This window comes from Bacillus cereus group sp. N8 (assembly GCF_016483685.1).
GTDB lineage: Bacteria > Bacillota > Bacilli > Bacillales > Bacillaceae_G > Bacillus_A > Bacillus_A proteolyticus.
Window position 1 is genome coordinate 238458 of sequence record NZ_JAEHBK010000004.1, and the last position, 14281, is coordinate 252738.

Consider the following 14281-nt stretch of genomic DNA (forward strand, 5'->3'; position numbering starts at 1 on the left):
TTATAGCCCCTTTCTGCTCTCTATTCCTCAATATTCACAACATGATTCCCATCAAAGAAGTATAAACACTTCTCTTTCACAGCATGTTTTAAGCTTTTCTCGAGTGCTTTTGCATATAGTGAAAGCTGTACTTTGTATCGGTCTTCTAAAATTGGTTTCGCTTGATCAAATCCGCCTGGAAACTTTCCTTCAATGGTATCTGTTTTAAAGTCGATTAAAGTAATTCCGTCTTCCTCTTCGATCATGCAGTCGATAACCCCTTGGACAAGTATTGATTCGCCTTTCTTCCCTTGCCAATCTTGATATGCTTCTTCTGCTGCAAGCATCATCGTAAATGGTACTTCACGCTCAACACTTTTTGCTGCTAATACCCTTTTACCTAGGTCACTTTCAAAGAATGAAATCACTTTTTCAATTGCTATTTCTTCAGCTTGCTCGAATGTTAATAATTCCTTATTTACCATTCCAGCAATTTGTTCTTGAAGAGCTTCAATCGTAATCGGTTTCTTCAAATCTACATGTTGCATAACAGCATGGACTGCTGTTCCGCGCTCTGCGTATGTTAATCCTTTTTTCTCCATAAAACGAGGGCGTGTTTTAATTGGTGCACGTAGTTTTTTAATAAAGGCATTATCGCTGCCATCTTCTGATTGATAGTTTCTCTTTATTTCTGTAACAGATTGCTTCGCACGGTGAGATGTTGCATCCTCATATCCGTACTTCCACGTTAATCTGTCGTACACTTCATCTTTTCTTTCACTCTCTAACGGAACGGCTTTTTTCTCACGAAGCGCTTCTAACAATTCTTGTTTCTCTTCTTGAACTGGTTCTGGCGCAAGTAACGTGTTGCCGTCAACAACTTCTACTTTCCAGCTAGTGTCATATCCATAAATGTCACCTGGAATATTTCCTTGTCCTAATTCAAGTAGCATTTCACTATCACGATGTCTATATAATGAAGGTGCAATCCAGTCTAAATAACATGATGCTCCGGCACGTATATGGTCTGGTAATAACCATTCACTATGCTCCCTTGCATCAAGCCATTTTTCCATTTCTTTATTTGCATCCTTAACTGTTCCGATCAAAATTAACTTCTCTTTTGCACGCGTTAACGCTACGTATAATACGCGCATTTCTTCCGCAATTAATTCCATTTTCATTTTACGCTTAATCGCTAGTTGCGATAATGTCGTATATTTAATTCGCTTACGCGGATCGATAAATTGTGAACCGAAACCAAAATCTTTATGAAGTAGGAAGCGTTTCATTAAATCTTGGGTATTAAAACGGCGACCAAGTCCAGCTACAAATACGACTGGGAACTCTAGCCCTTTACTTTTATGAATCGTCATAATGCGAACTACGTCTTCTTGTTCTCCAAGAGCTCTCGCCGTTCCCATATCATCACCGCGTTCTAAAATACGCTCAATAAAGCGTAAGAAGCGGAATAATCCTCTAAACGATGTTGCTTCATATTGCCTCGCGCGGTCATATAGTACGCGTAAGTTTGCTTGTCTTTGCTTTCCTGCTGGCAAACCGCCAACGAAATCGTAATAACCTGTCTCACCGTACACTTTCCAAATTAAATCAGAAAGAGACTGTTGACGCGCGAATTCACGCCACCCTTGCAGTAAGTTATAAAACCACTCTAATTTATCATGTAGTTCTTGTTCTTCTTCAAGCGGTGCTCCTTTTAAGAATGAGCTCATTACTTCATAAAATGACCCTTTTTTCCCGTGAGAACGAAGCGTCGCAAGTTCTTCGTCATTTAGTCCAACAATGGGTGAACGAAGTACAGCTGCAAGTGGAATATCTTGCATCGGATTATCAATAACGCGGAATACGTTCATCATAATATTTACTTCTGTCGCTTCAAAATAACCAGTCGCAAGGTCAGCATATACTGGAATTCCTTGTAGTTTTAACTCTTCCATAATTTGCGGCGCCCACGGCATGGAGCGAAGTAAAATAACGAAATCACGGTATTGTACTTGGCGCATACTATCAGTTTTACGATCATACACTTCATAACCTGAATCGACCATTGCTTTAATACGCTGCGCCATAAGACGAGCTTCAAGCTGTGCTTTTTCGACTTCGGCACCTTCTTCTCCGTCTATTACTTCTTCTTCCGTTTGCTGAATACATAATAGCTCAGCCGCTACATCTTCACCTTCTGGATAGCTAGCACCTAGCTTTAATTCAGCATCAGCATCATAATCGATTTCTCCGACTTCTTCGCCCATAATTTGTTTGAAGATAAAGTTCGTACCAGCTAGCACTTCATGACGGCTACGGAAGTTTTTCGCTAAGTCAATCTTCATTCCGCCGCCCGATCCTTCTTGTGTGAATCGTTTGTATTTCCCTAAAAACAGTCCTGGTTCTGCTAGTCGGAAACGATAGATTGACTGTTTTACGTCACCAACCATGAACAAGTTTCCTTCACTCTCAGAATCTTTCGTTACGAATTTAATAATTGATTCCTGTACGAAGTTCGTATCTTGATATTCATCAACTAGTACTTCAGCAAATTTATTACGATATTGAAGTGCTACTGCTGACGGCTTCATTTCACCGTCTTCACTTTGCTCACTTAAAATTTGTAAACAGAAATGCTCTAAATCTGTGAAATCGACCATTCCTTTATCTCGCTTCATCGCTTGGAAACGCTCTGTAAATACTTTTACGAGCTGAACGAGTTTTTCTAATACAGGATGCATATCCTGAAAATCTCGTAAGAAACTTTCTGGTCTGCGGCTAAATAGCTCTTCTTGTAATTTCTTCACTTCATCTTTCGCTTTATTACGAAGAGAGTCTACTTGTTTTACAACATCTTCGTTGTAATCACTTTTCTTAATACGCTTTAACGTTTGCCACGATACATTTTGCATTGCTTCATAAACGCTTGTCCACGATCCACGAGCTGCTGAGGATAACATTCCAAGTAAAGCTAAATCCGCTTGCAGGGTTTCAACGCGAGGCGCTGGACCATCAGGAAGCATTGCGAGTTCAGTTGCTTTACGAATATGCTCTTCCGCTGTTTCAAGCTGGAATTTCACATCTTCTAATAAGTAAGAAGCGTACACTAAATCTTCAATCGTCTTCCCTTCAACGTCGTATGCTTCTACTAATTTATCAAGCCATTTTTCCGGGTTTGGATGCGCTCTTGATTCTGTATGAAGCGCTAAAATCATTCGTTGTAAGTCATCGTCACTACGATCGCTCGTATAACGATCAACGAGTTCAAAGAAAATACTATTATCTTCGATTCCATACTCTTCTTCTAATATGTCGTCTAACACTTCTTCTTTTAACAATTCATTTTCTGTTTGATTCGCAATACGGAAACGAGGATCGACATCAAGCATGTAGTAATATCCTCTAATCACTTGTAAACAAAATGAATGAATGGTAGAAATGGAGGCTTTATTTAATAAGCTGAGCTGCTTTCTTATATGCTGCGATCCTGGTCCATCAATTAATACTTTTTCTAACGCTTCCCCAATTCTGTTTTTCATCTCTTGCGCTGCTGCATTCGTAAATGTTACAACGAGCAGGCGGTCGACATCGACTGGATTTTCCTCACTTATAATCTTTTTAATAATCCGTTCAACTAATACTGCTGTTTTCCCTGATCCAGCTGCTGCTGCGACTAAAATATCACGTCCGTTCGCTACAACCGCTTTCCACTGGTCATCTGTCCATTGACTACCTTCTGGTTTTTCAGGCCAATTTTCTATCATTCTCCGCCAACCTCCTCTCTAATTTTCTCCATTGCTTCGCTATCTTTCATATCTTTTAACGTACGGAATTGATTATCTTCAAGTGATTCATCAAACTGACAAACTGATTTAAAGTTACAGAACGTACAAGCCGCTTTATTCCCCTTTTTGTAAGGAGCAATATCGATAACACCTTCTGTGATGTCTTTTCCGATATTTTCAAATGAGTGGTGTACATATTTTTGAAGTACGTTAAACTCTTGTTCACTTGCAATGCTAGAACGCGCACTAAAACTACCATCTTTTTTCAGACCAGCAGAAATAATATCAGAGCTTCCTGTTGAAAGTTTATTATCCATTAAACGAACAACGTCAGCATCTCCTAGTACGAGCCCTTTCATTTTAAATTTCTTTAAAATTTCTTTCTCAATTTCTTCTTCAGATGCATCGCCTTTCATCTCAACAATCGGGTTATGAATATGGAAGTACAATACACCCGCCGGTGATGCAGTGCCGCCCTTTTTCATCCACGTATGTGCATTTGAAGTAACAACATCCAAATACGTTAACATTTGAAGCGCTAGTCCGTAATACACTTCTGTTAAATCTAACGCTTTCGAACTTGATTTATAGTCAATAATACGAAGGAACGTACCACTCTCATCTTCCGCCTTATCAACACGGTCAATACGGCCCACTACTTCCATCTTCACACCATTTGGCAACGCAAATTCCATTGGCGGAAGAGATCCAGTCCCGCCCATACCAAACGGTACTTCTAAATCAACTGGTACAAAACCGCTAGACTTCGCATGTTCACGAAGAATGAGTGACGTACGGAATATGATTTGTTGTAGTTTTTGTTTTAAATAGAAATGACGGTTTGAACTTAATAAAATTTGTCTTTGTAATAACGGTGCGATTTCTTCTATTACTAAAGTAGAAAGATGCTCACACTCTTTTATTGATAAATCTGCCCAAGTACGGTTTTCACGTAATAACCTGTCTGCAATTCTCTTTAGCGCTGCATGGAATAGTTCACCGATATCTGGTGCATCAAGTTTGAAAATATCACGCTCTCTTAGTGATAAACCGTGCTGTGCGAAATGAGCGTACGCACAACGATTAAATAGTTCCATACGAGAGACACTTCCCTTAATTGTATCTCCATATAAATCTCTACTTACAGCCGTACTTAGTTTCTGCGCACGATTTCGGTAAAATAAACTTGATAACACGCGGCTACTTTTTTGCTTCCATTCATCTGAAGTTACGTAGAAGTTATATACATCCCACCAAAAGTCTAATTGTCCTTCAAATCCGTATCGTTTCCATGTTTGCAGCTGCTGCATGACATAAGACAATGTCACTTCTGGCGTTGCTACGTATGAAATTTGTTCCGAACGTGATAAGTCATTTACGTCATTTGTAATAAATGATTCTTTCACATCAGGGAACATTCTTTTTATTTTCTTAATAAAGCTAGACGCAAGTAACGTCTTTCCTTCTTCATCTGCAAGCGGGCATGAAATATATAATTTCTCAGTCGCTCTCGTTACCATTTGGTACATAACGAACTGTTCTTCTAATAAAGTTTGTCTCGTCGTTGGCGCGAGTTCAATACCCGCAGCGCCAAGAACTTCTCTTTCCTCATCAGAAAGCATCCCTTCATCCATCGGTGCTGCCGGAATGACGCCTTCATTTATGCCGATAATGAACGTCGCTTTCACATTTGATAACCGGGAGTGATCAATATTAGCAACTAATACTTGATCTAATGACGGCGGAATGTTCGCGAATTGAAGTGCCTCAAGACCTGTGGACATAACGTCTGTAAACATGGATAGTGACATTTTCTCCTCACCAAGCATCTCTACGAACGTATCAAGAAGACTCATTACTTCTTCCCATACTTGTTCATGGTCTGTCGCAAATAAGAAATCTCCACTTTCTTCTGCTCGTATACGTAACTCTTCTAACTTCTTCGGAACGTCAAGTTCTTCTAAAAATAAGTAAACTGCCTCGCACATTTGCATAACTGTTCCCGCACGCTTCAGTCTTTTTTGCATACGAATAACAGGCGTTCTTACAACATCACGCAGCCTGTTTATTTTCTCTTCCATTTCACGTTCACTATCTGTGATCATTCCGTTTGTCTCGTCAAGAGAACGATAACGGCGATACATCCACGGATCCTCTGAAGTCCATCGCTTCCCTTGTACACCGTACGCTAAACAGTAGTTTTCAAACTCATCCATTTCTTCTCGCATCGTTTCTTTCCTTACACCTAATGGATATAAAAGCTCTGTTTTCACGCAGCGGAACACGGCATCATAACGCCAATTTCCGCTAATAATCTCTAAAGCTGAACGAATGCATTCTACTAACGGATGATGTGACATCGGGCGTTTTTCATCGATGAAATGCGGGATATTATAATCCGTAAATAACGTTCGCATTACATCGTAATAACTTTCTCCGTTACGAAGGAGGACTGCGATATCTCGGTAACGATAGTCTTCATCTGCGACAAGCTTACGAATTTCACGAGCTACACCTTCTACTTCAGCTCGTAAATTAGCTGCTGTACTGATTGTTACACTCGCTTCACCGTTAAATTTTTCATTCGGACGCGCTTCATAATGAGCTTCTAAATGAGCTAATGCCGGAGAATGAAAACGCGGCTGTTCCATAAGTGGAATTGTTTTTTCAATTTCTATTTTCTCTTCACGCGCTACTTGTATTATTTTTTCATATGTTAACGTCGTTTCAAAAAATAAATCTAGTTCGTTTACTGGCTGTGCTAACGTTTTTTCATCTATCGTTAACGTGATCGTAACTCTCGCTCCACAAACCATAAGCTGCCTTAAAATTTCAAGCTCTTGCGGAGAAAATGAATGAAATCCATCTATATAAATTTCCGCACCATTTACATATTCAGACTGCGGAAGCTTTTCCACTAGCAATTGTAGGTAGTCTTCTGAATCTAAATATTTTCCGATTAAGGCACGTTCAAAATCATCATATAATAGCTGTAAGTCATACACTTTATTCGCTAGCAATTTTTGCTCTGCACTGCTACTATGCGCGTCTAGTTGTTGCCACATTTCATATACGTTAGATGGCGTCACATTGTAACGTTTAAACTCTGCAATCATACTACCAAGATGTTCAAAGAAACCGTTTTGCTCCGCTGCTTTTTGGAACACCGATAACCCATCTTTACGAGACTCTACAATTTTACGGAGTAACATATGTACACCAGCTTCATCAATATGAAGACGACTCGCTCCGCCAACTTCTTGCAGTACCTTCCACGCTAATCGTGAAAAACTAAAAACTTGTGCCCGAATAGAACCTCTTACATCCTCACTTCCAATTAACGCCTGCTGCGTCTGGAATGTCATCTGTTCTGGCACAAGATATAATATTGTTTTCCCTCTCGGGCGCTGTTTTAACTCTTCTTGCACTTCGCGTAAACAAAGTGTACTTTTTCCACTTCCCGCTCTACCAATCACAAATCGAAGTGACATGTAACCCCACCTTTCACTTACATAACGAACGTTAGTTTGCTACTATAATTGTATTATAGTACACGAAAAAAGACAAACATGTATAATGACGATACCCCCTCTCAAAACATAAAAATACAACCACTAAAGTATTTAATTACATAGAAAAAGCTGCTCATATAAGCAGCTTTTTCCATGTAATATTTCTTACTCCACTTTAGACAATATATTTTGTTGAAAAGCTCTTTCTTCCTCATCTTTATATCCACTTGATACAACTTCTTGAATATCGTCATGGTTAAATAAATAAGTAAAATCAGGACTAATATAGCCCTCTGGGTAAAAACATCCCATATAGTCAAATTTTTTCACTTTATCTGTTTCTACTTGTTGTTTACGTCCATAAATCATGAGTTTCTTGGTTCCTTCTTTTAAGATTACGATAGAGCCTATAGGTAGAAGATGTGAATTCATTTCCTTCTCCTTTCCTTTCTTGTAAGATTAGATTTTTGTTGAACCTGTTTCATTTTTGAATGCCCTGTAATGATAAGATGTTTTTTAAAATCAAAATAAAAGTACACATGGACACTCGCAAACAAGAAAATAATCGAGAAAAATGACAGTAAGATAATTAGCAAAATCGCTAGAGAATCTTGACTTAAAATTCCTATACTGATTTGACCAACAATGTAGCCTACACCTGAAAAAACACCGACTTTTGAAAATTTCACCTTCTGATCATTTATACCCATTAAACGAGCTGTAAAATATTTAATCCACAATTGTCCGGATTTATAAACAACCAAACAATATACTATAAATGATAAAATAAAAAATAAAGGTGATTCCAATCCTATTAACTCGTAAGCTATTTTTTGAACACCTATAAAACTACAAAATGAAATGCTAGTTCCAACAAATCCAGAATATAGTAAATGTTGCAATTGAGGCTGCTTAGGTTTGTTAATAAAAATCCAAATTCCCCACAAGTTACATACTATAAAAAATGGAAGCGCCAAGTAAAAATACACATTATATATTGGTGGAAATACAAAAATTATAATCAATAACAAAAAATTCATAATAAACCATACAAAGGATCCGACAATATTTCTTATATCAAATGGTAGTAATATTCGTATGCCATCATCTATATTTTTAAAATTATATTTATCCATTATGCACCTCATAGAAAATTAAAAGATTTCATCTAAAGCAGAGCCTATTCCAGATTTAATCCGGTCTTTTATAGAGTCTTTTTCACCATCATTATTCCAATCCCCTTTATCGAACTTAATTCCATCCGTTATTATGCTAGATACTACAGAAGCAGTAAAACCTACACCAGCCCCAATCACAGTTCCAATGGGTCCTCCAATTGCTGTACCGACTGCAGCACCCGCCCAAGTACTAGCAGCAGTAGAACCTACTCCAACCGCTACATCACCAACAATGTCTCCTACAATTTTGCTATCGCTCGCATTACTTTCCAAATTTTCTTTCGTATCTTTAAAGACATCTAAACCGGTACTTATATATCCTAATGCGTTATTTTTTAACGATAATGATTCTTTTAATAATGCACCTGGTTTTAAAACATAACGTTTTACTTCATCAATTGTTTTAGCTTCCTCTAATGGCAGCTTTGTTCTTCTAATAATGTTATTACCATCTTTTCCTTTAATAAGTGTACGGTTCTCAAATCGCACCATAGGTTTTCCCTGATTATTTGTATATGGTGTCGCGCGAAAACCTTGGTTATGCCTTTGAGCAATTTGGTATGCCTCTTGACCATCTTTAAAGGTTCCAAATGCTGTTAACCCGGCTCCCATGGGGTTTTCTTTCCATTCATCAATGCCTCCCCCAAAAGGACTTAATAAATCAACACTATCTATTTTCCAATCTCCTAATGAAACTTCTTGTTGATCAGTTTTCTCAAAACGATCAGCAATATTTCTTAATGATTTACTATGAGTTTTTAAATCATTCGTTACACGCTCTAACATTGAACCTGCATATAAAGCCTGATTCAATACAGCATCTCTTCCAGATACTTGAAAGGGTAAATCCATTAATTGCTGATTCAAACGTTTATGTGTTTCAAATAATTCATGAGCTGCACGCTCTATATTAGAAGCTAACTCCCTTAAAAGGGCAGGAGTAACTTTAATTTCTTTACTCATTTTGATTCACCACCTATTGATTTAAGGTACAGAACCATTTTTTTGATTTCTTCAATAATTGCAAAGATATCTAGACAAATAACATTCGTTTGCTTCTCTCCACTGTCTAGTATTTTTTGGATAAGCCAATATTGATTTTGACTATACATATACTGAATACTATCGGTATACCATGTATCCTTTATATAATAATGAGTTTTAACTGTAGTTAACTCTTCACGGTCACATATAATATTCACTAATTTTTTAACATCATCATCATCCGCATAATATCCTAATAATTCCGATAAATACTTTTCTGATTGATTTAAAAAATCTTTTTCATATACGGCGCAAGGAAGTTTAAATGTATAATTCGAACGTGAACAAGTATTTTTAGACTGCAACGCTTGATATATAAATTGCCATGCTACCTCAGGTATTCCACACTCTCTAAATATACATTGTTTTTCACCGTTAACATCTGTTATTCTGTTATGTATAACTTTTTTATCAGTAAAATAAAAGACGTTCTTTTCTGTAATGTCGTTTTTATTTATCTGTACTTCAATAACAAAACCTGTAGTTAGACAAATACTAAAATATTCTACAAGTTGTTGTTCACAAAATACTTCGTCTTCTTTTATTATGAGTAATTCTTTTTCCCTCCAGTGATCCTACATTATATCTAATTCTTTATCTATTTCTTCGTCTAACCAGTTTTCAAATGGATTCCCAATTCCAATCATTGTTTCATGATCAAATATATCCGTTAATACATATACTTCTTTGCTCGATAACTTAAGAGACTCAATATTCAAACATCCCCACTCCCTAGCTTAATATACGGTCCCTAAAATTATAATACAATAAAAAAAATAATTGTATCTAGTAATCATCAATTCATAAAAAGTATCTTACTCGCTAATTACGAATTACCATTTTATTGAAAATAATTCCGAAGTAATTCTACATTATATTAAAAAGATTAAACATAAAAATTTTAGAAATTATTATTACCAATTATATAACGATATAAAAATTATTTTTATCATTGGTCGTGATACCATCTAAACATTCTCATTATCAATAGATTAAAAAAATATAAAATAAAAAAGACAAACATAATTGTTTGCCTTTTTCGTACTTCAAATAATTATATCAACCTTTTGAAAAATTCGTTTGCACCTCTCGAATCGGCCAATATCGCAGGTCAACTTTACCGACAACTGTATCAGCTTTTACAAAACCGAAATGCCTACTATCCCAGCTACCGAGGCGGTTGTCACCAACTACAAAAATAGACCCGGGTGGTACAAACTTTTCTTTCGTTAATTCTTCTAATTTAAAATCACCTGTTAGTTGTCGTCCATTTATCTCTTTCTTATACGCCTCTAAATAAGGTTCATCCACAAATTGTCCGTTTATATATAGTTTATCCTGCTTATATTCAATATGATCCCCAGGTAAACCGATAATTCGCTTTACGTAGTCCTCTTTTTTATTCGCATGAAAAACGACGACATCAAACCTGTTCAAGTCCCCTACTTGATAACTCACCTTATTTACAACGAGCATATTGCCATCTTGCAATGTCGGCATCATTGACTTCCCCTCTACAACGTACGTTGAAAAGAAAAACGTTCGAAAAAATACAGCTAATAGTACACCAATTAAAATTGTTCTTATCCACTCTAGCCCTTCTTTTTTCAAAGTTTTCTTCATTCGCTTCTCCCCTCGCCCTTTAATAATGAAGCTTATCTTTACAAAGAAGACTTTTCCTAATGTAGTTCTAACTTTACTTCAATTTTCTTACCGACATACCATAAAATAAAAATACCAACGCCAACAATAACCGATTTTACCGGTTTATGAATAAACGACATTAAATCATGACCGATATACGTTAAAATAAAGATCATAACAAGCTTTCCGAATGCTAACGCTAGTCCAAATTGTTTTACGCTAATGCGAGACAAACCAGCTACAACGTTTATAAGCGCAGATGGTGTGAAAGGAAAACAGAATATGACGAAGATTGGCGCAAACCCTTTTCTTTCAATCCATCCCATCGCCTTTCGCACTCTCTCATGTTTATTTACAAAAGAAAAGAAACGCGTCCTTCCAAAGCTACGAATGATGAAAAATACAAGCATTGCACCAATTACTGATCCAAGCCAAGAATAAAGAAAACCGAACCAAAAACCAAATGCAACAGCATTCGCCAGTACAAACACAATGAGAGGCAATGCTGGAATAAGCGCCTCTATCATCGGTAAACCAATACCAAGAAGCGGCCCGAACGCTTTATAACTTTCAACAATGTGATCCATATTTTCTGGTGAAAAATATTCTTTGATTGTCTGAAAATCCATTCTACACTTTACCCCTTTACTCTAATTACTACCTCTACTGTATCATCGCTTATATGAAAGAGGAAATGGTAGATATGACATATGGAGATGTAATTATTAAGTTTCCATATCTTCCTCTAGAATTCCTTCATTATTATGCTATGATAATCTTTCAATATTCGACAAGACATGAGAATAATTTGGACACCACGCACAGATTATAAAAAAGAAGAAACTACAGAAAGTGTCAATCTATAGTTTCAAAAAAATCCCCTTACTACGCGTAAGGTTATTTCTACCTGTATGGAAATAAGTAATGGCAAATAATTGGTGTACCTTCAAACAATTACCCTTTTCTAATGACTAGTTCTTATAAGAAACTTTTTTAGTAAGCGTATACTATCAATCACGACAAGTATTAATAAATATAAGAAAGATAGTATTAATACTGTACTCGGAATAGGTAACCTTCGAAATTTGTATAAAAACTTATCAATCGTATATATATCTTGCTCATCAGTTATCGTACTAGGAGTGAATATAAGGTAATCTTTCCAATTATCTATCCAAGTTAAACTAACTGCGGAAAATTGTATTATTCCTAACCACAAGTAAATAAAAATTGGTATAAGAATCATATATTGCAAACTATGTAATATCTTTCTTTTCTTCTTACATTCAATAATTTGAAAGACAATAAGTGTCAGTACGTACACGATCGATAGAAGAAATACTATGGTGACAACTGGCTGAATTGAAAAAGAAAATAGTAATTTATCAATTTCACTAATTTGACTATATTCTGTTGCATTTTGAGGCGTAAAAATAAAATGTTGTTTATCAGCACCTATCATTAACTGACTACCAACGAAACCAGTAAACATAAAGGTAAGAAATAATATAGGCAAAACAAGAATATATTGCGCCCAAAATAACATAGTCCTTTTCAACATACCATCTCCTTTTTTTATACAATAAGGTAAGAAATATCATGTATGCCGCAAATGTTAAATGATGCATATTAACATCGCGATAAATATATGTAGTAAAATTACCCTTATATTGTAATTTTACACCTTCTCAAGCTATTAAAGAACAAAAAATCCGCAAATTTTTCTCGTTTTATTTATGAATCTTACAGCGTAACGGTATATATAATGAAATCAAAAAAGGATGAGTCCCCCATCCTTTTCCTCTCACACTTCGCCTTCCCTCACAAAATACACTTTCTCATAGGCTGGCGTTAATTTAGATTCTTCACTTTTATCAATCTCTTTAAAAGAAGGATTTCCTTGTTTTTTCTTCCGGTCTTCATACTCTGTCCGTAATTTTGCTGTACGATTTTGCTGATTTTCAAAGCTGCTTTTGGATATTTCTAATTTGACAGCGAAACCATTTATAAATCTAATAATAAGATTTCCATCTTTTAATTCTTTATTATTTTCAATATGAAAATGAGACAACCACGCACACTCTTTTCGAGAATAAGAATACGTAGGGAAAAAATAAAGTTGATCTGTCGGGCTAATTGCGATAGGAGCTTTATGTGTAATACTAGTTAACTCCTTCGTTCCTTCTTTTCTTCCAAAAAAACTAGAACCATGTTTCCGGCAACTTCTCTCTATAATATCGAGAGGTTTTTGAAATACGAAAAAAGAATCTTCCATTTCAACAATTCGCGTAACCACTTTCTTTTCTCCTAGAACAACAGGAAGTAAGGCCATCGTATTTTTACTTACAACATAATTTTCAACATAACGTTCTACTTTACTTTCCATATTCTACTATCTCCTTTTTCTATTTATGGTAGCAGCTGCATGTACAATTTTAGCACCTATGAAAAGGAAACGCTTTACAGATTTCCCTTTTTTACAATACTTTATCATTTATCAAACATTTATTAAATTTAAAATTAATCATATAGCAATAGAATGATTTGAACCTGTACAAAAATTATTTATACCATCTATAAATATTTATAATCGCTTCCTCTTTTCACATCATTACAACAATCAACTTTGCTATAATTGAAATATAAATCCAATATATGGAGGTCCATTATGGAAGAAAAAGAGAGCCAACCAACGATTCATATAAAAAATAACAACATTGTTATTGTGAAAAACTCAGCTAGTATTATATTCGCTTTATTTTTCATTCTACTGCTCTTTGCAAAGCCTTTTCGTAAATCAAAATGCCCAGAATACAAGAAACGAGCAAAGAAAAAAGTTGGAAAAGAAGAGTAAAAGGCCTTCCTTTTTTGGAAAGCCTTTTACTCTTCTTCATATTCATATTTTCTTCCGAGATTTTCTGTATCTCTTTCAATTTGTAATGTGATTGTATATCGTTCTTCATCTAAAACATGAGAATAAGATTTTTTCAAATCAATTAACATCACTTTATCCCGCATTAACACCCTATTGGTGAGGGCTAATAATCAGTGGGGGATGAACCCCCACTGATTAAAGTTCCATTTTATCATTTTCATAAGTTTCCGCGTACGCCTTTATCTCTTCAATCGTACTTTT

Annotated in this window: 11 protein-coding genes and 1 pseudogene; 1 reads left to right on the forward strand and 11 read right to left on the reverse strand. The window is 35.9% G+C overall.

Annotation, left to right across the window (positions count from 1 at the left end; translation table 11 throughout):
• Window positions 1–20: 20 nt before the first annotated feature.
• The 10 genes and pseudogenes from addA to JDS80_RS09710 form a co-directional block, all read right to left on the reverse strand.
• Window positions 21–3746 carry a helicase-exonuclease AddAB subunit AddA gene (gene addA / locus JDS80_RS09665; protein WP_199638215.1) on the reverse strand — a complete coding sequence of 1242 codons (3726 nt, stop codon included), beginning with the start codon at window positions 3744–3746 and terminating at the stop codon, window positions 21–23.
• Window positions 3743–7258, reverse strand: coding sequence for a helicase-exonuclease AddAB subunit AddB (gene addB / locus JDS80_RS09670; protein WP_199638217.1), 3516 nt, complete (start codon window positions 7256–7258; stop codon window positions 3743–3745). Before addB ends, addA begins: the two co-directional genes overlap by 4 nt.
• A gap of 186 nt (window positions 7259–7444) precedes the next feature.
• Window positions 7445–7711 (reverse strand): DUF4176 domain-containing protein, encoded by a 267-nt coding sequence (locus JDS80_RS09675; protein ID WP_001084250.1) that lies wholly within the window; start codon window positions 7709–7711, stop codon window positions 7445–7447.
• Window positions 7708–8415, reverse strand: coding sequence for a hypothetical protein (locus JDS80_RS09680; RefSeq protein ID WP_199638219.1), 708 nt, complete (start codon window positions 8413–8415; stop codon window positions 7708–7710). Before JDS80_RS09680 ends, JDS80_RS09675 begins: the two co-directional genes overlap by 4 nt.
• Window positions 8416–8433: 18 nt before the next feature.
• On the reverse strand, window positions 8434–9420 hold the full coding sequence (locus JDS80_RS09685) for a WXG100 family type VII secretion target (protein WP_199638221.1): 987 nt from the start codon (window positions 9418–9420) through the stop codon (window positions 8434–8436).
• A pseudogene (locus JDS80_RS32105) lies at window positions 9417–10220 on the reverse strand (hypothetical protein). The gene JDS80_RS09685 and the pseudogene JDS80_RS32105 overlap by 4 nt, the downstream one beginning before the upstream one ends.
• 340 nt (window positions 10221–10560) lie before the next feature.
• Complete coding sequence (gene lepB / locus JDS80_RS09695) at window positions 10561–11124, reverse strand: signal peptidase I (protein WP_071744602.1); 564 nt, start codon at window positions 11122–11124, stop codon at window positions 10561–10563.
• A 56-nt stretch (window positions 11125–11180) separates the two neighbouring features.
• A complete protein-coding gene (locus JDS80_RS09700; protein ID WP_071744601.1) occupies window positions 11181–11774 on the reverse strand; it encodes a TVP38/TMEM64 family protein in 594 nt (197 codons plus the stop codon).
• Between the two features lie 335 nt (window positions 11775–12109).
• Complete coding sequence (locus tag JDS80_RS09705; RefSeq protein WP_071770341.1) at window positions 12110–12706, reverse strand: DUF4306 domain-containing protein; 597 nt, start codon at window positions 12704–12706, stop codon at window positions 12110–12112.
• Window positions 12707–12949: 243 nt separating this feature from the next.
• Window positions 12950–13531 carry a competence protein ComK gene (locus JDS80_RS09710; RefSeq protein ID WP_071744598.1) on the reverse strand — a complete coding sequence of 194 codons (582 nt, stop codon included), beginning with the start codon at window positions 13529–13531 and terminating at the stop codon, window positions 12950–12952.
• Between the two features lie 282 nt (window positions 13532–13813).
• Here JDS80_RS09710 and JDS80_RS09715 point away from each other — a divergent pair, with 282 nt between their 5' ends.
• On the forward strand, window positions 13814–13999 hold the full coding sequence (locus JDS80_RS09715) for a hypothetical protein (protein WP_199638223.1): 186 nt from the start codon (window positions 13814–13816) through the stop codon (window positions 13997–13999).
• A 26-nt stretch (window positions 14000–14025) separates the two neighbouring features.
• Here JDS80_RS09715 and JDS80_RS32325 read toward each other — a convergent pair whose 3' ends face one another.
• A complete protein-coding gene (locus tag JDS80_RS32325; RefSeq protein ID WP_412676973.1) occupies window positions 14026–14148 on the reverse strand; it encodes a hypothetical protein in 123 nt (40 codons plus the stop codon).
• Window positions 14149–14281 lie beyond the last annotated feature (133 nt).

Coding starts and splice junctions, on each gene's coding strand:
- JDS80_RS09715 (WP_199638223.1), top strand. CDS start 13,814: ATGGAAGAAAAAGAGAGCCAACCAACGATTCATATAAAAAATAACAAC.
- addA (WP_199638215.1), bottom strand. CDS start 3,746: ATGATAGAAAATTGGCCTGAAAAACCAGAAGGTAGTCAATGGACAGAT.
- addB (WP_199638217.1), bottom strand. CDS start 7,258: ATGTCACTTCGATTTGTGATTGGTAGAGCGGGAAGTGGAAAAAGTACA.
- JDS80_RS09675 (WP_001084250.1), bottom strand. CDS start 7,711: ATGAATTCACATCTTCTACCTATAGGCTCTATCGTAATCTTAAAAGAA.
- JDS80_RS09700 (WP_071744601.1), bottom strand. CDS start 11,774: ATGGATTTTCAGACAATCAAAGAATATTTTTCACCAGAAAATATGGAT.
- JDS80_RS09705 (WP_071770341.1), bottom strand. CDS start 12,706: ATGTTGAAAAGGACTATGTTATTTTGGGCGCAATATATTCTTGTTTTG.
- JDS80_RS09710 (WP_071744598.1), bottom strand. CDS start 13,531: ATGGAAAGTAAAGTAGAACGTTATGTTGAAAATTATGTTGTAAGTAAA.
- lepB (WP_071744602.1), bottom strand. CDS start 11,124: ATGAAGAAAACTTTGAAAAAAGAAGGGCTAGAGTGGATAAGAACAATT.
- JDS80_RS09680 (WP_199638219.1), bottom strand. CDS start 8,415: ATGGATAAATATAATTTTAAAAATATAGATGATGGCATACGAATATTA.
- JDS80_RS09685 (WP_199638221.1), bottom strand. CDS start 9,420: ATGAGTAAAGAAATTAAAGTTACTCCTGCCCTTTTAAGGGAGTTAGCT.
- JDS80_RS32325 (WP_412676973.1), bottom strand. CDS start 14,148: ATGTTAATTGATTTGAAAAAATCTTATTCTCATGTTTTAGATGAAGAA.